The sequence below is a fragment of the Microbacterium abyssi genome (assembly GCF_015277895.1).
GTDB lineage: Bacteria > Actinomycetota > Actinomycetes > Actinomycetales > Microbacteriaceae > Microbacterium > Microbacterium abyssi.
Genome location: NZ_CP063815.1, coordinates 1,580,876 through 1,599,429 on the forward strand (window position 1 = coordinate 1,580,876; position 18,554 = coordinate 1,599,429).

An 18,554-nucleotide genomic window follows, 5' to 3' on the forward strand; every position below is an offset into this window, starting at 1 on the left:
GATGACCCAGCTCACGCTCGGCAAGGCCCTCAACGCCGGCCTTCACAAGGCCATGCACGACGACGACAAGGTCGTCATCATGGGCGAGGACATCGGCAAGCTCGGTGGTGTCTTCCGGATCACCGACGGGCTGCTCGACGAGTTCGGCGCGGCCCGCGTGATCGACACGCCGCTCGCCGAGTCCGGCATCGTCGGGACCGCAGTCGGTCTCGCGTATCGCGGCTACCGGCCGGTCGTGGAGATCCAGTTCGACGGCTTCGTCTACCCCGCGTTCGACCAGATCGTCTCACAGGTCGCGAAGCTGCACTACCGGACACAGGGCCGGGTGAAGATGCCGATCACGATCCGCATCCCATGGGCGGGCGGCATCGGCGCGGCGGAGCACCACTCCGAATCGCCCGAGGCCTATTTCGTGCACACCGCCGGTCTGCGCGTGATCGCCGTGTCGAACCCGCAGGATGCGTACCGCTGCCTGCAACAGGCGATCGCCTCCGACGACCCGGTGATCTTCTTCGAGCCCAAGCGGCTCTACCACCACAAGGGCGAGGTCGACCTGGACGCCTCGCTCGCGGACGCCCCGCCGATGGGGCTCGCGCACGTCGTCCGGCAGGGCACCGACGCGACGATCCTGACGTACGGCGCGATGGTCTCGACGGTCCTGGATGCCGCATCCGCCGCCGAGGACGAGGGGCTGTCGCTCGAAGTCATCGACCTGCGCTCCCTATCGCCGATCGACTACGACACGATCGCGGCGGCGGTGCGACGCACCGGCCGTGTCGTGGTCGCGCACGAAGCCTCGCGCGAGGCCGGCGTCGCTGCAGAGGTCATCGCCAGCATCACCGAGCGCTGTTTCGAGTACCTGGAGGCGGCGCCCGTGCGGGTCACCGGGCACGACGTGCCGTATCCTCCCGCCAAGCTGGAGAAGTTCCATCTCCCCGATCTGGATCGGATCCTCGATGCTGTCGACCGCGTGCTCGATCGCCCGAACAGCCTGACGGGAGCTGAATCATGATCCAGGAGTTCCGCCTTCCGGACCTCGGCGAGGGGCTGACCGACGCCGAGGTCGTGCAGTGGCTCGTGGCCCCCGGTGACACGGTCGCCCTGAACCAGACGCTCGCCGAGGTCGAGACAGCCAAGGCGGTCGTCGAGCTGCCGTCACCGTACGACGGCACGGTCACGACGCTGCACGCCGAGGCGGGGGACACTGTCGAGGTCGGCGCGCCGCTGATCGCCTTCGACGTGGCCGGTGCTGAGACCGCCGACGCCGCGCAGGCGGGCGCCGAACCGGCGGATGCCGCGACTGCCGCGAACACGGGCGACGCATCCGATGCCGGCGAGAAGACGCCGCCGAACCTCGTCGGTTATGGAGCTGCGCCCTCGAGCAAGGCTCGTCCGGCCCGGCGCGCCCGGAGAGCCGCAGCCGCGTCGACGCCGACCGACACCGCAGTGCTCGAGGCCGCCCCCCATGACGTTCTTCCTGATGCCCCGGCATCCCCTCGCATCGGAGACCGCCCGCGCTCCACTCCACCGGTGCGCGCCTACGCGAAGCGCCTGGGAGTCGACCTCGTCCTCGTCGCCGCGGAGGTCGGCGACCGCGTGATCACCCGTGACGATATCGACGCCTATGCCGAGCGCATCGGCGGTCAGACGGACAGACCCGCTCCTGCGGCATCGCAGCCAAGCGCCTTCGGGGATGCGTCGGAGCGCGAGACGCGGATCCCCATCCGCGGAGTGCGCAAGCACACCGCCGCGGCCATGGTTCAGAGTGCGTTCACCGCTCCGCACGTCACGACGTTCCACACCGTCGATGTCACCGCCACCATGGATCTCATCGCCAGTCTGCGCGCTGATCGCTCGCTGTCGGAGCACAGGATCGGCCCTCTCGTGGTCGTCGCGAAGGCGGTATGCCTTGCACTCGGCCGCACGCCGGGACTGAACTCCCGCTGGGACGAGGAGGCCGGCGAGATCGTACAGCCGCACTACGTGGACCTCGGCATCGCGGCGGCGACGGATCGCGGCCTGATCGTTCCGAACATCCGCGATGCGGACGGGATGAACCTGCCTCAGCTCGCAGACGCTGTCAGCGCACTCACGCAGACGGCACGGTCAGGCAAGACCTCACCGGCTGACCTTGCCGGGGGTACCTTCTCGATCACGAACATCGGCGTGTTCGGCATCGACGCGGGCACCCCGATCCTCCCGCCGGGGCAGTCGGGCATTCTCGCGGTCGGCGCTGTGCGGCGGATGCCGTGGGAGCACCACGGCGAGATCGCGCTGCGTCAGGTCATGACGCTCAGCCTGTCCTTCGACCACAGGATCGTGGACGGCGCAGAGGGTGCCAGGTTCGTGAAGGACGTCGCTGACATCCTCGAACAGCCCGGCCGCGCCATGATTCTCGGCTGATCCGCAGCCACTGGGACCGACGCGACGTCGCGGCCGTCGCGACCCTCAGGCGGTGAGCGCCGCGTGCGCCATCGCGCCGAGGATCGCGGCGGTCGATCTCTTCGATCGCGAGGCGCTGCGCGTGCTGTGCGGTGTCGAGTTGATCAGCCCGAAGCAGGCCTGCACCCGCAGCCGGAGTTCGTCCGCAGGTGCCTCTCGCAGCGGCGAGAGCGCGGAGATCCACAGATCGATGTAGGCGCGCTGCAATCGGCGCACCTCGGCGCGATCCTCGTCGTCAAGATGGGCGAGATCGCGGTCGTGGACACGGATCACATCGGCGTTGCCGAGTGCGAAGTCCACGTGGAAGTCGATCAGCGCCTGCATCCGAACGTCGGCGCTCCCCGCGCCATTCGAGACGCGCGAGCCACCGCTCACAAGGTCCTCGCTGACCTTGACCAGCACGGCGCCGAGCAGTGCCTGCTTTCCGGTGAAGTGCCGGTAGACCGCTGGGCCGGAGACGCCGACGGCCGCTCCGATGTCCTCCAGACTGACACCGGAATAGCCGCGCTCCGCGAACAGGCGGGCTGCCTCATGCAGCAGCGCATCAGCACGCTCCGCCTTTGCGCGATCCCGTGCAGTGAGTGGGGTTGTCATTTCAGTTAACGCTCGCTAACCTAATTTATCGGGTTAGTGCACACTAACCGAAAAGGCACGCTCGGTGCCACTGCGTGAGTCGAGGAGGACGTCACGATGCCCGTGACCCAGCAGACGCTTGCCACCCAGCTGCGTGAACGCCTTGCGACCGTCGCTCTCGGCGGGCCGGAGAGATCACGCGAACGTCATGTCGCTCGTGGCAAGCTCCTGCCGCGGGAACGCATCGTCAGGCTTCTCGACGAGGGGAGTCCCTTTCTCGAGGTCGCCCCGCTCGCGGCGGAGGGCCTGTACGGGGGAGAGGTTCCGGCGGCCGGAGTGGTCGCGGGCATCGGGCTCGTTCACGGTCGGCACGTGATGGTGGTGTGCAACGACGCCACCGTGAAGGGCGGCAGCTACCTGCCGCTCACGGTGAAGAAGCACCTCCGCGCGCAGGAGATAGCGATCGAGAATCGGCTTCCGTGCCTGTACCTGGTCGACTCGGGCGGCGCGTTCCTGCCTAAGCAGGACGAGGTGTTCCCCGACCGGGATCACTTCGGGCGGATCTTCTTCAATCAAGCACGGATGAGCGCCGAGGGCATTCCGCAGCTCGCGGCAGTCCTCGGCTCCTGCACCGCCGGCGGCGCATACGTGCCCGCGATGAGCGACGAGACCGTGATCGTGCGCAATCAGGGCACGATCTTCCTGGGAGGCCCGCCGCTCGTTAAGGCCGCGATCGGCGAAGTCGTCACGGCTGAGGAGCTCGGCGGGGGAGAGCTGCACGCACGTCGGTCCGGCGTCGTCGACCACCTCGCAGAGGACGACGAGCACGCCCTGGAGATCCTGCGCGACATCGTCCAGACGCTGCCACCGCCGGCCGCCCCGGCATGGGAGGTCTCGGCATCCCGCGCTCCCGACGAGCAGACCAGTCTCTATGACATCGTGCCAGTGGATGTGAACGCCGCCTACGACGTGCACGAGGTGATCACGCGGCTCGTCGACGGCGACTCCTTCCGCGAGTTCAAGGCCGAGTACGGCACGACCCTGGTCACCGGATTCGCTCGGCTGCACGGGCACCCGGTCGGGATCATCGCCAACAACGGCGTGCTTTTCAGCGAGTCGGCGCTCAAGGGCGCGCACTTCATCGAGCTGAGCGATCAGCGCGGCATTCCGCTGCTGTTCCTGCAGAACATCACCGGCTTCATGGTCGGCTCCGACGCGGAGGCCGGCGGCATCGCGAAGGATGGCGCGAAGATGGTGACAGCGGTCGCGACGACGCGCGTGCCCAAGCTCACCGTCATCATCGGCGGCTCCTTCGGTGCCGGGAACTACTCGATGTGCGGGCGGGCGTACTCGCCGCGATTCCTGTGGACCTGGCCGGCGAGCCGGATCTCGGTGATGGGCGGCAACCAGGCGGCATCCGTGCTCGCCACGGTCAAGGAGGACCAGTTCGCAGCCCGCGACGAACCGTGGAGCGCGGATGAGCGCGCCGCCTTCGAAGAGCCCATCAAGGCACAATACGAGAGTCAGGGCGAGCCGTACTACGCGACCGCCCGATTGTGGGACGACGGCATCATCGACCCGGATCAGACCCGTGATCGGCTCGGCCTGGCGCTCGACGTGATCGCCCGCAGCCCGCTGCCCGAACCGCGCTTCGGCATTTTCAGGATGTGACCGCCATGACCGTCTTCGATACAGTCCTCATCGCCAATCGCGGCGAGATCGCCCGTCGCATCATCCGCACGGTCCGGGCGCAGGGCCTGCGAAGCGTCGCGGTGTACAGCGACGCGGATGCCGCCGCACCGCACGTCCGCGAGGCCGACGCCGCAGTGCGCATCGGTCCGGCGCCGGCATCCGAGTCGTACCTCGACGTGGATGCCGTCATACGCGCAGCGCGCGAGTCAGGAGCGCAGGCGATCCACCCGGGTTACGGCTTCCTGTCCGAGAGTGTCGACCTGGCTAATGCGTGCACCGACGCGGGCATCGTGTTCATCGGTCCCTCCGTCGAGGCCCTGCAGATCATGGGCGACAAGGTAGCCGCACGCGAGCAGGTCGCAGCGCGCGGAGTGCCGGTCGTCCCCGGGTTCGACGCGACCGGCCTCTCCGACGACCAGATCGCCGTGCGTGCCACGCAGGTCGGCTACCCGCTGCTGGTGAAGCCGAGTGCGGGCGGTGGCGGCAAGGGGATGGAGATCGTCACGGATGACGCGCATCTCGAGGCCGCTCTCGCTTCTGCCCGGCGCGTGGCGAAGGCGGCCTTCTCAGACGACGCCTTGCTCCTCGAGCGGCTCATCGCCCGGCCGCGCCACATCGAAGTGCAGGTGTTCGGGGACGCGCAAGGCACCGTCGTCGCCCTCGGCGAGCGAGAGTGCACGCTGCAGCGACGCCACCAGAAAGTGATCGAGGAGGCGCCGTCGGCGGGATTGCCCGATGGCGTGCGCGAACGACTGTTCGAGGCCGCGGTGCGCGCGGCGGAGAGCGTCGATTACGTGGGCGCCGGCACGGTGGAGTTCCTCGTCGATGCGGACGCCCCGGACGAGTTCTTCTTCATCGAGATGAACACGCGGCTGCAGGTGGAGCATCCGGTCACGGAGGCGGTCACAGGGCTGGATCTGGTCGCGTTGCAACTCGCGGTCGCGGCCGGCGACGCTCTGCCCGCAGTGCCGCCCGTCACGGGGCACGCTGTCGAAGCGCGTGTCTACGCGGAGTCGCCGGAGGGCGGGTTCCTGCCATCGACAGGCCGCGTGCTGCGATTCGACGCCCCCGCCGGCGTGCGGGTTGACGCCGCGATAGAGACGGGCAGCGAGGTCACCGGGTTCTACGATCCGATGATCGCGAAGATCATCGCGCACGGGCACGACCGGCGGGCTGCGCTGGCACAGCTCGACGAGGCGCTGTCGCGGACCGTCATCCTGGGCGTCGAGACGAATGTGGACTTCCTGCGCTCTCTCGTCACGAACGAGCGCGTCGTAGCCGGCGACCTCGACACCGGACTGATCGAGACGCTGCTGCCCATCGCGCGCACCATTGTGTCCGCGCGGATGATCGCGTCCGCGAGAATTGCTCTGCGCGATGAGACTGCTGCTCCCAGCGCAAGTCTCGTCGCGCAAAGCAATTCTCGGGCGGGAGGGGTGTGGAGCGCGCTCGTCGACGCGAGGGCGCGAGAGGTGGCGTTCGAGACGGACGACGGCGTGGTCGTGGACGAACACGCGGATGCTGAAGCTGGGGGCGATGCTGAGAGCGTCGCCGCGTCCATCTCGGCTGCGGTGGATGCCGACGGCGCTGTCTGGGTCAGTGAGCAGGGTCGCGTCGCCAGGCTGAGCCCCCTGGACCGCCGTGCGCGCATGAAGCACCGGCTCGCGGCACAGCAGCCGGCGTCCGCCAAGACCACGCCGGAGGCGCGCGCGCCGATGCCGGGCAACGTCGTCGCCGTGCACGTCGAAGACGGTGTCACTGTCGAGGCGGGCCAGCCGCTGGTCTCGATCGAGGCGATGAAGATGGAGCATCCCGTGCTCGCGCCGCACGGCGGCAGGGTGCACGTGCTCGTCGCCGTCGGTGATCAGGCACGGCGCGGACAGGCGGTCGCCACCGTCATAGCAACAGCAGATTCCCCAGACAGCGAAGGAGCATCATGACCATCGACCTCACCGAGGAGGAGACCGAGCTCAGCGCCATGGTGCGCGAGTTCGCCGACACCGTCGTCGCACCCCAGGCGTACGAGGCAGACCGCACGCACACGCTTTCGATGGACGTCGTGGCGCAGATGGGCGAACTCGGCCTGTTCGGGCTGCCGTTCCCCGAGGAGCTCGGCGGACAGGGCGGCGACTACATGGCGCTGGGCCTCGCGATCGAGGCGCTCGGGCGAGTCGACCAGTCCATCGCCATCACGCTCGAGGCCGGCGTGAGCCTCGGCGCGATGCCGATCTTCCGGTTCGGCGACGACGCGCAGCGTGAAGAGCTCCTTCCCGACCTCCTCGCAGGGCGAGCCCTCGCCGGCTTCGGCCTCACCGAGCCCGAGGCGGGCAGCGACGCGGGCGCCACGCGGACCACCGCGCGCCTGGACGACGACGAGTGGGTGATCGACGGCGCGAAGCAGTTCATCACGAACTCCGGCACGCCGATCACGCGATTCGTCACGGTCACGGCAGTCACCGGTGCGCACGACGGGCGAAAGGAGATCTCCACGATCATCGTGCCGAACGGCACACCGGGATTCACGGTCGAAGCACCGTACGACAAGGTCGGATGGCGGGCCTCCGACACACATCCGCTGAGCTTCGACGGCGCGCGGGTGCCCGCGTCGAACCTCGTCGGCGAACGCGGTACGGGCTTCAAGAACTTCCTCAGCATCCTCGACGAGGGACGCATCGCGATCGCCGCTCTCGCCACAGGGGCCGCGGAAGGATGCCTCGAGGCTGCTGTCGACTACGCCAAGAGCCGCACGGTCTTCGGCGCAGCCCTCAGCACGCGCCAGAACGCGCAGTTCACGCTGGCGCGTATGCGTGCCCGCGTCCACACCGCGCGGCTCGCGTGGCACCACGCCGCCCGGCTGCGCGATGCCGGCAAGCCGTTCGCCGAGGCGGCCGCGATCGCCAAGCTCGCGGCCGGCGATGCCGCCATGGACAACGCCCGCGACGCCACACAGATCTTCGGTGGCAACGGGTTCATGAACGAGTTCGCCGTCGGACGGCACTATCGTGACTCGAAGATCCTCGAGATCGGGGAGGGGACGACCGAGGTGCAGCTGCTCGTGATCGCGCGTGGATTGGGACTGATATGACGGCGGACATCCTCCAGCGGGGCCTTTACTTCGAAGAGCTCGACGTCGGCGCCCGCTACCTGCATCGCCCCGGCCGCACTGCCACCGAGGCCGACAACGTACTCTTCACCACGCTCACGATGAACACCCAGGCCCTGCACCTCGATGCCGCGTTGGCCCAGACGCAGGAGTTCGGCCAGCGCCTGATGAACTCGATGTGGACGCTGTCGACCATGGTCGGCGCGTCCGTCGCCCAACTCACCCAGGGCACGCTCGTCGCGCAGCTCGGCTTCGGCGACATCGCCTTTCCGCACCCGCTGTTCGCCGGCGACACGCTCTACACCGAGAGCGTCGTGACCGAGAAGCGTCTGTCGAACTCGCGTCCGGGTCAGGGGATCTGCACGATCGCGCACACCGGGCGCAACCAGGATGACGTCGTCGTCGCCACCGCGACCCGCACTGTGCTCATGCACTGCTTGCCGAAGGAGACCTGAGGTGTTCGAACTCGGTCCGGCGCTGCTGTTCTGCCCCGGGGACCGTCCGGAGCGTTTCGCCAAGGCGGCCGAACGGGCCGATGCCGTGATCCTCGACCTCGAGGATGCGGTGGCGCCTGCGGACAAGGCAGCAGCGCGCGCGCACGTCGCGGCATCCGATCTCGATCCCGCTCGAGTGATCGTTCGCGTCAACGCGCCCGACACCGCGGAGTTCGCGGCCGACCTCGAGATGCTCGATGAGTCGCCGTTCCGCACGGTGATGGTCGCCAAGGTCGAGGACACCGTTCCTCTCGACCGATTCGACGAGTCATACTCGCTGATCGCCCTGTGCGAGACGGCCCGCGGGGTGAGCGCAGTGGCCCGGATCGCGGCGCACGACCGCGTCGTCGCGCTCATGTGGGGTGCCGAAGACCTCATCGCATCCCTCGGCGGCACCGCCAGCCGCCATGCCGACGGACGATACCGCGATGCTGCCCGCTATGCGCGTTCCCGTGTTGTCATCGAGTCCGCCGCCTGCGGCAAGGCCGCGATCGACGCCGTGCACATCGACATCGACGACGCCCTCGGCCTGGCTGCGGAGGCCGAGGATGCCGCGGCATCCGGGTTCGTGGCTACCGCGTGCATCCATCCGGGCCAGGTGGGGACGATCCGCGCGGCCTACGCGCCGGATGCCGAAACGGTGGCCTGGGCGCGTGACGTGCTCGCCGCAGCGGAGGGAGAGCGGGGCGTGTTCCGGTTCCGCGGACGGATGATCGACGAACCTCTGCTGCGGCACGCGAGGGCCGTGTCGGCGCGCGGCGCCTGAACTCAGATCACGATCGGCTCGAGCAGACGGAGCAGACCGGGACCGGCCTCGAACCTGTGCAGCGAGCCGTTGCGCAGCACATCGCCCTCTCGTGGCAGCGATCCGCTGGAGGAATGGTGCAGCAGCGATCGGATCACGCCGCCGTGGGTCACGACGATCACGGACTCCGCGACGGGAGCCGAGCGGCGTCGCGACTCTCGTGCGATGACGTCCAGCGCACCGAGAGCGCGGTCGCGGACGGTGTCCAGCGACTCGGCTCCGGTCGGCGCCGAGTGCCAGTCGCCGAAGCGCTCCAGGTACTCGGGCACCAGCAGTCCCTCGCCCTCGCCGAACTCGCGTTCGCGCATGTCGTGCGCCGTCGCGGGCGCCGCCAGGCCGAGGCGCTCCGCGATGATGCGCGCGGTCTCATGCGCGCGCACGAGCGGGCTCGCGTAGATCGCGTGGTGCACACCGCCGCCGAGGAGTTCGGCCGCGGCCAGTGCATCGGCCCGGCCGGTCTCGTTCAGCGGGATGTCGGTGGAGCCCTGGATGCGGCGTGCGAGGTTCCAGTCGGTCTGACCGTGGCGGACGAGGGTGATGAGAGTCAAGACAGCAGTACCTTGAGTGCGGGGAGCACGAGGCCGGTGCCGCCGGGCAGCACGACGTGCGCCCACGGGTCGGCGCGTGTCGGCTCGTGGTTGACGATGATGAGCGGGATGCCGCGGCGGCGGGCGCGCTCGACGAGCCGGACACCGGAGTTCACGACCAGCGACGACCCCGCCACGATCAGCGCCTCGCTTCCGCGCAGCAGCGACTCCGCCGCGCGGAAGCGGTCGGCCGGCACGAACTCGCCGAAGAACACGACGTCGGGCTTCAGCATCCCGCCGCAGATCGTGCACGCCGGGATGATGAATCCGTCGCTGCTCTCCGGCGCCACATCGCCGTCTGGGTTCAGGACGATGTTCTCCGGGACGGTGATCCAGGGATTGAGCTCTTCGATCTGCGCGGCGACGTCGCGGCGGTCGAAGACCTGGCCGCAGTGCAGGCACAGCACGCGGCGCATCGTGCCGTGCACCTCGACCACCCGCGCGCTGCCTGCGCGCAGATGAAGCCCGTCGACGTTCTGCGTGATGATGCCGGAGACGATGCCATCGCGCTCCATCTCCGCGAGCGCGATGTGTCCGGAGTTCGGCTGCGCCGATGCGAAGGCGCGCCAGCCGAGATGGCCGCCGATCCAGTAACGCCGCCTGGCCGCCTCGTCTGCGAGATACCGCTGACCGGTCATCGGGTCTGCGCGCGTGCGGGCGCCCTCACCGCGGTAGGCGGGGATGCCGGAGTCCGTGGAGATGCCGGCCCCGGTGAGCACGGCGATCCTGCGGCCGCGGAGGAGGTCTGCAGATCGCTCGATGCCGGCGGACAGCTCGGCACTGGTCGTCACACTCACGGAACCTCCCAGACGAGTCTACGCGGCACGGCGTCCACGGCCGCGATGGCAGAGTTGTCACCATGCACATCGAGCACGTCGCGAATGCCGCGGACCCGCGGCTCGCCGACTACCGGAACCTCACCGACACGGCGCTGCGCCGCGTGCAGGAGCCGGCGGGCGGTCTGTACATCGCCGAGTCGGCGAAGGTCATCGAACGGGCGATCGCGGCAGGCCACGCGCCCCGGTCGGTGCTGACCCAGCAGCGGTGGCTCGCGGGACTCGAGCGCCTGCTCGGCGGCATCGACGCGCCGGTGTACGTCGTTCCGGACAGCGTCGCCGAGGAGGTCACCGGGTTCGCCGTACACCGCGGCGCGCTCGCGTCGATGCATCGCCCCGGGCAGCCTCGACTGGGCGACATCCTGCGGGATGCGCGTACGGTGCTCGTGCTCGAGGACCTCATCGAGCACACCAACGTCGGCGCCGCCTTCCGTGCTGCTGCAGGCCTCGGCGCGGATGCCGTGATCGTCACGGCGCGGTGCGCCGACCCGCTCTACCGCCGCAGCGTGAAAGTCAGCATGGGGACGGTGTTCCAGGTGCCGTGGACGCGGATCGACGACTGGGACGATGCGCTGCGAACCCTGCGGGAGTCCGGATTCGAGTTGGCGGCTCTCGCCCTGAGCGATGATGCTGTGCCGCTGGACGCGTATGCGGCGGCACGGCCGGAACGGGTGGCGCTCGTGCTCGGCACGGAGGGTGACGGGCTCTCCCGCACCGCGCTGGATGCCGCGGACGCCGTCGTCACGATCCCGATGCGCGGCGGCGTGGACTCGCTGAACGTCGCCTCCGCGGCGGCCGTCGCGCTGTGGGCGCTGATGAGCTGACCGGCTACTCGTCGTCGGCGACGAGGAACACCGGTGACGGCTCGGGCCGCTTCGCCGTGATCAGGTCGCCCGACGACTGATGGCGCAGACGCCGCAGCACCCAGGGCACGAGGTGCTCGCGGGCCCAGCCGAGGTCCTCTGCGCGAGCCTCCCGCCACGTTCGCACCGGTAGCGGATCCGGCTGCATCGCCTGCAGGTCGTTCGGCACATTCAGGGCGCGCAGCACCATCCGCGCGACCTCGTGGTGGCCGAGCGCGTTGTAGTGCAGCCGGTCGTCGTCGAAGAACCGCGAGTCCTGCACGGTCTTCAGCGCCCATTGATCGGCCACGATGCAGTCATGCCGCTCTGCGATCGCTCGAACGTTCTCGTTGTAGATCGCGACCTTCCCGCGGAACGCGCGGAAGACCGGAGTGAACCCGGTGTCGATCCCGGTGAACAGAATGATCGCAGCTCCCGTCGATGCGAGGCGCGAGACCGCGTCGTCGAGCTGTGCGGCGATGTCGTCGGGGTCGGTACCCGGGCGGATCACGTCGTTGCCGCCGGCGCAGATCGACACCAGGTCGGGGCGCAGGGCGACGGCGGGTTCGATCTGGTCGGCGACGATCTGCGCGATGAGCTTTCCGCGCACGGCGAGGTTCGCGTACGCGAAGTCGTCGGCCTGCGCGGCGAGCACCTCGGCGACGCGATCGGCCCAGCCGCGGGTGCCGCCGGGAGCATTCGGATCCGGGTCGCCGATGCCCTCGGTGAACGAATCGCCGACCGCGACGAACCGGTGCCACGGGTGCGGTCCCTCGTTGGCGATGTACGGGGCCCTGGAGGATTCCTGATCGGTCATCATGCGCTCCTTCACAGCATGCGCGGCCGAGAGTGGCGGCCGCGCAGTGAACGAGCATACTCCGCACCTGCGATGCGCTGTCGTCGGGCACCCGGTGTCAGTGGCAGCGATTACCCTTGAGTCGATGCTCTCTCCGTCCTTCCCCCAGCGCGCCCCGTGGGGAACGGCGGACAAGCTTCGCGCCTGGCAGCGGGAGGCGCTGGATCTGTACTTCACGCGTGATCAGCGTGACTTCCTCGTGGCCGCCACGCCGGGCGCTGGAAAGACCACGTTCGCGCTCACGCTGGCCGTCGAGCTGCTCCGCATGGGCGAGGTGAACCGCGTCATCGTGGTCGCGCCCACAGAGCACCTCAAGACGCAGTGGGCGGATGCCGCGGCACGCGTGCACATCCGCCTCGATCCGCGATTCCGGAACAGCCACTGGGCGCCATCCCGGCAGTACCACGGCGTCGTGGTCACCTACGCGCAGGTGGCGGCCAAACCTTCTGTGCACCGGCATCTCACCGAAGACGCCAAGACGCTGGTCATCCTCGACGAGGTGCACCACGGCGGCGATGCGCTGAGCTGGGGCGACGGCATCCGCGAAGCCTACGCGTCCGCGAAGCGCCGCCTCTCGCTGTCCGGCACGCCGTTCCGCAGCGACACGGCGCCGATCCCGTTCGTCACCTACGCGCCCGACGAATCGGGCTCGCGCATCTCGACGACCGACTACGCCTACGGCTACGGCCGCGCCCTCGCCGACGGGGTCGTGCGGCCCGTGCTCTTCCATATGTACTCGGGCAAGATGCGGTGGCGCACCAGCGCGGGCGACGAGCTCGAAGCGCACCTCGGGCAGGACAACACCAAGGACGTCACGTCGCAAGCGTGGCGCACGGCGCTCGACCCGGAGGGCGAGTGGATGCCGGCCGTGCTGTCCGCCGCTGACCGACGGCTGACCGAGATCCGTCATCACGTGCCGGATGCCGGGGGACTGGTGCTGGCGACCGACCAGACCGTCGCGCGCGCCTACGCCAAGATCCTGCACAGCATCACCGGTCAGCAGCCGACGATCGTGCTGTCCGACGACGCCACCGCCTCCGAGCGGATCGAGAAGTTCAGCGCGAGCGACTCCCGCTGGATGGTCGCGGTGCGCATGGTGTCCGAAGGCGTCGACGTGCCCCGCCTCGCCGTCGGCGTGTACGCGACGTCGTCGTCGACGCCGCTGTTCTTCGCGCAGGCCATCGGCCGCTTCGTGCGCGCCCGTCGTCGCGGCGAGGCGGCCAGCGTCTTCCTGCCGAACGTACCCGTGCTGATGGGGCTGGCGAATGAGCTCGAGAAGCAGCGCGACCATGCACTCGACCGGCAGAGCAAGGACGACGACGGTCTCGAGGACTCGCTGCTGGAGAGTGCGAACCGCGAAGAGGAGGCCTCGGACGCGCTGACACAGGAGTTCACCTACCAGGCGATCTCCTCGCTCGCGCACTTCGACCGCGTCGTCTTCGAGGGCCAGGAGTTCGGCCAGCTCGCCGAACCAGGCACTCCCGAAGAGGAGGAGTTCATCGGGATCCCGGGGCTCCTCGAGCCCGAACACGTGCACGAGCTGCTCATGCAGCGGCAGTCGCGGCAGTCGAAGTTGCGCTCGGCGCGAGAAGCGACGGAGGGGCCGGAGCCCACCACCACGCTGCCGCAGCCGTTGCACCGCACCCTGCGCGAGCAGCGGCAGCTGCTCAACAGCCTCGTCGGACTGTACGCACGCCAGGCCGGCGAGCCGCACGGCGCCGTGCATGCCGAGCTGCGCCGGCTCTGCGGCGGCCCCGCTGTCGCCCAGGCGACCGTGGCCCAGTTGCAGCAGCGCATCGACCTGTTGCGCAAGCGCGTCCGCTCCTGAGCTGAGACCCGCGTGCATTAGGAGCCCCGAAATGCTGGCAATCCGGGCTTTCACGCCATCCCCGTCGAACCGCGCCGATAGCTTTGAAGACGCCCGAAGACACCGCTTCCCCTGATCCGGAGAACATATGAGCGCGCCTGCAGACGCGGAGCCGACCGAGTCCGATCGCCGTCGTTGGGCGCGCTATCTCGTCGAGGAGCGCGCCGAGGGGCTGGTGTACCAGAAGCTCGCGGACCGCAGATCCGGTGAAGAGCAGCAGATCCTGCAGAGCCTCGCCGATGCGGAGCGCCGTCACGAGCAGCACTGGCTCGGTCTGCTCGGCGGTGAACCCGCGCGGCTTCCGAGCGCCGGTGTGCGCTCGCGCATGCTCGGGTGGATGGCCGGCCACTTCGGCTGGATCTTCGTGCTGGTGCTCGCGCAGAGTGCGGAGGCCCGCTCGCCCTACGACACCGAGCTGTACGCGACGCCCGCGATGCGGGCGGACGAGAAGATCCACTACGAGGTGGTGCGGGGACTCGCCGCCCGCGGCAGGAGGCGCCTGTCCGGTTCGTTCCGGGCCGCGGTGTTCGGCGCGAACGACGGCCTCGTCAGCAACCTCGCGCTCGTGCTCGGAATCGGCGCGACCGGCGTCGCACCGAGCTTCGTCCTGTTCAGCGGCATCGCGGGTCTGTTCGCCGGCGCCCTCTCCATGGGGGCGGGGGAATTCGTCTCGGTGCGCTCGCAACGCGAGCTGCTGGCGTCGACCGAGGCCAACGAGAGTGCCGCCCAGTCGGCCGGAGACCTCGACATCGACGAGAACGAACTGGCGCTGGTGTACCGTGCGCGCGGCATGGACCAGGAGGAGGCGCTGGTGCGCTCGCGTCGCATCATCGGGGCGGCGCAGGAGGGCGTCCGCCGTTCGGCGACCGGTCCGATCCACGCGCACGCACCGTCGAGCGACCACGAGCTTGTCGGCAGCGACTGGACGGCCGCGGCGTCCAGCTTCCTCCTGTTCGCGTCAGGGGCGATCGTTCCCGTGCTGCCGTGGATCTTCGGTCTGCAGGGCATCACAGCGATCCTGGTGGCACTGCTGCTGGTCGGCGTCGCGCTGCTCGCGACGGGAGCGGCCGTCGGCATCCTCTCCGGAGGCCCGCCGCTGCGTCGGGCGCTGCGCCAGCTGGCGATCGGCTTCGGCGCCGCCGCGATCACGTACGCGCTCGGCCTGGTGTTCGGCGTCGGGGCGGTGTAACGCAGAAGGTGAAGCAACCGGATACAAGAAAAGCCCCCGTCAGGGGGCTTTTCTGTGTTGTGCGCGGAGCGGGACTTGAACCCGCACGCCCTATTCGGGCACTAGCACCTCAAGCTAGCGCGTCTACCATTCCGCCACCCGCGCAGGTGGTGAAGGTCGTTGCCGACCGAAGAGAAACATTACCAGGTTTCCCCGGCACTGCCGAACCGGGACGCGGCTCGGGCGCGCCGCAGGCGCTTCGATAGCCTGGAGTCATGCCCGAGCCCCAGCATCCGGAAGTCGCGCGCCTCGCGCGGGACCTCATCCGCATAGACACCTCCAACTTCGGGGGCGGCAGGGCGGCGGGAGAGCGCGAGGCCGCCGAGTACGTCGGCGCGTACCTCGAGGGCCTCGGGCTCCAGACGCACTATTACGAACCCGTTCCGCGCCGCACCAACGTGATGGCCCGCGTTACCGGGCGCGACTCGAGCAAGCCCGCCCTGGTGCTGCACGGCCACCTGGACGTGGTTCCGGCCATGGCCGAGGACTGGACGGTCGATCCGTTCGCCGGTGAGATCCGCGACGGGATGCTGTGGGGACGCGGCGCCGTGGACATGAAGAACATGGATGCCATGATCCTGACCGCCGTCGCAGACATCCTGCGCGCAGGGGAGCAGCCGGAGCGCGACCTGGTGCTGGCGTTCTTCGCCGACGAGGAGAACGGCGGCGTCGAGGGATCGACGCAGGTCGTGAAGGACCATCCCGAGTGGTTCGCCGGCGCCACTGAGGCGATCAGCGAGGTCGGCGGCTACTCGATCACGGTCGACGACCGCCGCGCCTACCTGCTGCAGGTGGGGGAGAAGGCGCTCATCTGGATCCGTCTGGTCGCCAAGGGCCGTGCGGGGCACGGCAGCCGATTCCATGAGAACAACGCCGTGGTCAAGCTCGCCGAGGCCGTCGCTGCGATCGGCCGGACACGCTGGCCTATCCGGCTCACCCCGACGACCACCGCGCTGCTGCAGGGGCTCAGCGACCTCACCGGACGTGCAGTGGACGATCCGGACGCCCTCGCCGCGGCAGCCGGGCCCGCCGAAACGTTCCTGCGTTCCACCTTCCGCACGACGACCAACCCGACGGTGCTGACCGCGGGCTACAAGCACAACGTGATCCCCGAGCGCGCCGAGGCGCTGATCGACGTCCGCGTCATCCCCGGTACGGAGGACGAAGTGCTCGCCGAACTGCAGGACATCGTCGGCGAGGACATCGTGATCGAGACCGTCGTGCGCGACATCGGCATGGAGACGCCGTTCTCAGGCGATCTCGTCGACACCATGGTGTCCTCTCTCGGCCGACACGACCCCGGCGTCCCCGTGATCCCGTATCTGCTCGGGGCAGGCACCGACAACAAGGCGTTGTCGAGGCTCGGCATCACGGGGTACGGCTTCGCGCCGCTGCGGCTGCCGGCCGATCTCGACTTCACGGGAATGTTCCACGGTGTCGATGAACGCGTCCCCGTAGAATCGCTTGTCTTCGGTCAACGTGTTCTGACCGATCTGCTGCGCTCGTACTGACGCATACCCCGCTCTACCGGAAAGCTCCTCCATGCATCTACTCGAAGCGCTGTTCCTCGGCATCGTCCAGGGACTGACCGAGTTCCTCCCGATCTCCTCCAGCGCGCACCTGCGCATCGTCGGCACGTTCACCGGCTCGGGCGAGGACCCGGGGGCGGCGTTCACCGCGATCACGCAGATCGGCACCGAGGCCGCAGTGGTCGTGTTCTTCTGGCGTGACATCGTCCGCATCATCGGGCACTGGTTCCGATCGCTGGCAGGCAAGCTGCCTCGCAACGACCCGGATGCCAGGATGGGCTGGCTCATCATCATCGGCAGCGTCCCGATCGTCCTGCTCGGGCTGCTGTTCCAGGACCAGATCGAGACGGTGCTGCGGTCGATGTGGATCGTCGCGATCATGCTCATCGTCTTCGGCATCCTGCTCGGTATCGCCGACCACGTGGGCGCGAAGCGCCGCAAGCTCGACCAGATCACCTACCCGCACGGCATCTTCTTCGGCCTCGCGCAGGCGCTCGCGCTGATCCCCGGTGTCTCCCGCTCGGGCGGCACGATCACGATGGGGCTGTTCCTCGGATACGAGCGCGCGGCGGCTGCCCGCTACGCGTTCCTGCTGGCGATCCCGGCCGTGTTCGGCAGCGGCTTCTTCCAGCTGTTCAAGAGCTGGGACGCACCTGACCAGTACTTCACGATGGGCGAGACCATCGCCGCGACAGGCATCGCCTTCGTCGTCGCCCTCGGTGTGATCGCGTTCTTCATGAACTGGATCTCGAAGCGCAGCTTCCTGCCGTTCGTGATCTACCGGATCCTGCTCGGAGCCACACTGCTGATCCTGCTCAGCACCGGAGTGCTCGCAGGATAGCCCTAGCGCTTGCGGTCGCCGGGGCCGTCGTCCCGGCGGCGCAGGTAGCGCTCGAACGCCTGGGCGATCGCGTCGCCGGACGCCTCGGGGGAGTCCCACGTGTCGCGCGTGCGCTCGAGCTGGTGGATGTACTCGGTCATCTCCTCGTCGTCCGCCGCGGCCGCGTCGATCGATGCCTCCCAGGTGGCGGCATCCGTGCGGAGGCGCTCACGGGGGAAGTCCACGCCGGTGAGCTCCTCGAGGCGGTCGAGCAGGGCCAGCGTCGCCTTGGGCGACGGCGCCGCGGAGGCCACGTAGTGCGGCACGCTCGCCCACAGAGTGGCGCTCGGGATGCCGGCGCCTTCGGCGAAGTGCTCGATCACGCTGAGGATGCCGACCGGGCCCTCGTACAGCGAGCGTTCGAGGCCGAGGGTCTCACGGGCCTGCTCGTTCGAGCTGGCGGCGAAGATCGAGATGGGGCGCGTGTGCGGGACGTCGGAGAGCATCGCGCCGAGCAGGATGAAACCGGTGATGTCGTCGCGCAGGGCGACATCGATGAACTCGTTCGCGAAGGCCTGCCAGGTGCGCGCCGGCTCCACTCCGGTGAGCAGCCAGAACTCCGGCTCCCCGTCCTGGCGCTCGGCCCGCGGACGCCAGAGCGACGCTTCCGGCCAGCGCAGCTCCCGACGGCCCGTGGCGTCCATCTTGGAGGACGGCCGGGTGTACTGATAGTCGAAGTAGAGCTCCGGATCCACGGAGTGGACGAGTTCGTAGTCCGCGCTCTCGCGCAGCACCTCGATCGCACCGCTCGCGGCCTCGCCGGCGTCGTTCCAGCCGTCGAAGGCGACCACGATGATGCGATCTCCGAGTGCATCCATCC

The 18,554-nt window shown here is 69.0% G+C and carries 17 protein-coding genes and 1 tRNA gene; 12 read left to right on the forward strand and 6 right to left on the reverse strand.

Annotated features, from left to right (window positions below; genetic code table 11):
- The first annotated feature begins 1 nt into the window (after nt 1).
- Both IM776_RS07660 and IM776_RS07665 read left to right on the forward strand, forming a co-directional pair.
- Nucleotides 2-1,012 carry an alpha-ketoacid dehydrogenase subunit beta gene (locus tag IM776_RS07660; RefSeq protein WP_194422382.1) on the forward strand — a complete coding sequence of 337 codons (1,011 nt, stop codon included), beginning with the start codon at nt 2-4 and terminating at the stop codon, nt 1,010-1,012.
- Nucleotides 1,009-2,403 (forward strand): dihydrolipoamide acetyltransferase family protein, encoded by a 1,395-nt coding sequence (locus IM776_RS07665; RefSeq protein WP_194422383.1) that lies wholly within the window; start codon nt 1,009-1,011, stop codon nt 2,401-2,403. Before IM776_RS07660 ends, IM776_RS07665 begins: the two co-directional genes overlap by 4 nt.
- A 45-nt stretch (nt 2,404-2,448) precedes the next feature.
- Here the strand turns inward: IM776_RS07665 and IM776_RS07670 are convergent, their stop codons facing one another.
- Nucleotides 2,449-3,036 (reverse strand): TetR/AcrR family transcriptional regulator, encoded by a 588-nt coding sequence (locus IM776_RS07670; RefSeq protein WP_194422384.1) that lies wholly within the window; start codon nt 3,034-3,036, stop codon nt 2,449-2,451.
- Nucleotides 3,037-3,132: 96 nt separating this feature from the next.
- Between IM776_RS07670 and IM776_RS07675 the strand changes: the two genes are divergently transcribed.
- The 5 genes from IM776_RS07675 to IM776_RS07695 are packed head-to-tail and all read left to right on the forward strand — an operon-like array spanning nt 3,133 to nt 9,070.
- Complete coding sequence (locus IM776_RS07675; RefSeq protein ID WP_194422385.1) at nt 3,133-4,686, forward strand: carboxyl transferase domain-containing protein; 1,554 nt, start codon at nt 3,133-3,135, stop codon at nt 4,684-4,686.
- Nucleotides 4,687-4,691: 5 nt separating this feature from the next.
- On the forward strand, nt 4,692-6,647 hold the full coding sequence (locus IM776_RS07680; protein ID WP_194422386.1) for an ATP-binding protein: 1,956 nt from the start codon (nt 4,692-4,694) through the stop codon (nt 6,645-6,647).
- Nucleotides 6,644-7,792, forward strand: coding sequence for an acyl-CoA dehydrogenase family protein (locus IM776_RS07685; RefSeq protein WP_194422387.1), 1,149 nt, complete (start codon nt 6,644-6,646; stop codon nt 7,790-7,792). Before IM776_RS07680 ends, IM776_RS07685 begins: the two co-directional genes overlap by 4 nt.
- Nucleotides 7,789-8,265, forward strand: coding sequence for a MaoC family dehydratase (locus IM776_RS07690; RefSeq protein WP_194422388.1), 477 nt, complete (start codon nt 7,789-7,791; stop codon nt 8,263-8,265). The genes IM776_RS07685 and IM776_RS07690 overlap by 4 nt, the downstream gene beginning before the upstream one ends.
- A 1-nt stretch (nt 8,266) precedes the next feature.
- Nucleotides 8,267-9,070 carry an HpcH/HpaI aldolase/citrate lyase family protein gene (locus IM776_RS07695; protein ID WP_228479967.1) on the forward strand — a complete coding sequence of 268 codons (804 nt, stop codon included), beginning with the start codon at nt 8,267-8,269 and terminating at the stop codon, nt 9,068-9,070.
- A gap of 2 nt (nt 9,071-9,072) precedes the next feature.
- On the opposite strand, the gene IM776_RS07700 is transcribed toward IM776_RS07695, so the two are convergent.
- Both IM776_RS07700 and IM776_RS07705 read right to left on the reverse strand, forming a co-directional pair.
- A complete protein-coding gene (locus IM776_RS07700; protein ID WP_194422390.1) occupies nt 9,073-9,657 on the reverse strand; it encodes a histidine phosphatase family protein in 585 nt (194 codons plus the stop codon).
- Nucleotides 9,654-10,493, reverse strand: a complete 840-nt coding sequence (locus tag IM776_RS07705) for a Sir2 family NAD-dependent protein deacetylase (RefSeq protein WP_194422391.1) — start codon at nt 10,491-10,493, stop codon at nt 9,654-9,656. The genes IM776_RS07700 and IM776_RS07705 overlap by 4 nt, the downstream gene beginning before the upstream one ends.
- Before the next feature lie 62 nt (nt 10,494-10,555).
- On the opposite strand from IM776_RS07705, the gene IM776_RS07710 reads away from it, so the two are divergent.
- Nucleotides 10,556-11,356 carry a TrmH family RNA methyltransferase gene (locus tag IM776_RS07710; protein WP_194422392.1) on the forward strand — a complete coding sequence of 267 codons (801 nt, stop codon included), beginning with the start codon at nt 10,556-10,558 and terminating at the stop codon, nt 11,354-11,356.
- A 4-nt stretch (nt 11,357-11,360) separates the two neighbouring features.
- Here IM776_RS07710 and IM776_RS07715 read toward each other — a convergent pair whose 3' ends face one another.
- Entirely contained in the window at nt 11,361-12,191 is an 831-nt protein-coding gene (locus tag IM776_RS07715) for an SGNH/GDSL hydrolase family protein (protein ID WP_194422393.1), read from the reverse strand.
- Nucleotides 12,192-12,315: 124 nt separating this feature from the next.
- On the opposite strand from IM776_RS07715, the gene IM776_RS07720 reads away from it, so the two are divergent.
- Both IM776_RS07720 and IM776_RS07725 read left to right on the forward strand, forming a co-directional pair.
- A complete protein-coding gene (locus IM776_RS07720) occupies nt 12,316-14,058 on the forward strand; it encodes a DEAD/DEAH box helicase (RefSeq protein ID WP_194422394.1) in 1,743 nt (580 codons plus the stop codon).
- A 127-nt stretch (nt 14,059-14,185) separates the two neighbouring features.
- The gene (locus tag IM776_RS07725) at nt 14,186-15,286 is read left to right on the forward strand and encodes a VIT1/CCC1 transporter family protein (protein WP_194422395.1); all 1,101 of its coding nucleotides are present in this window, start codon (nt 14,186-14,188) and stop codon (nt 15,284-15,286) included.
- Nucleotides 15,287-15,346: 60 nt separating this feature from the next.
- Here IM776_RS07725 and IM776_RS07730 read toward each other — a convergent pair.
- Nucleotides 15,347-15,430: transfer RNA gene (locus IM776_RS07730), tRNA-Leu, on the reverse strand.
- 110 nt (nt 15,431-15,540) lie between these two features.
- Between IM776_RS07730 and IM776_RS07735 the strand changes: the two genes are divergently transcribed.
- Nucleotides 15,541-16,836 (forward strand): M20/M25/M40 family metallo-hydrolase, encoded by a 1,296-nt coding sequence (locus IM776_RS07735; RefSeq protein WP_194422396.1) that lies wholly within the window; start codon nt 15,541-15,543, stop codon nt 16,834-16,836.
- A 31-nt stretch (nt 16,837-16,867) separates the two neighbouring features.
- A complete protein-coding gene (locus IM776_RS07740) occupies nt 16,868-17,695 on the forward strand; it encodes an undecaprenyl-diphosphate phosphatase (RefSeq protein WP_194422397.1) in 828 nt (275 codons plus the stop codon).
- A 2-nt stretch (nt 17,696-17,697) separates the two neighbouring features.
- Here the strand turns inward: IM776_RS07740 and IM776_RS07745 are convergent, their stop codons facing one another.
- Entirely contained in the window at nt 17,698-18,552 is an 855-nt protein-coding gene (locus IM776_RS07745; protein ID WP_194422398.1) for a PAC2 family protein, read from the reverse strand.
- Nucleotides 18,553-18,554 lie beyond the last annotated feature (2 nt).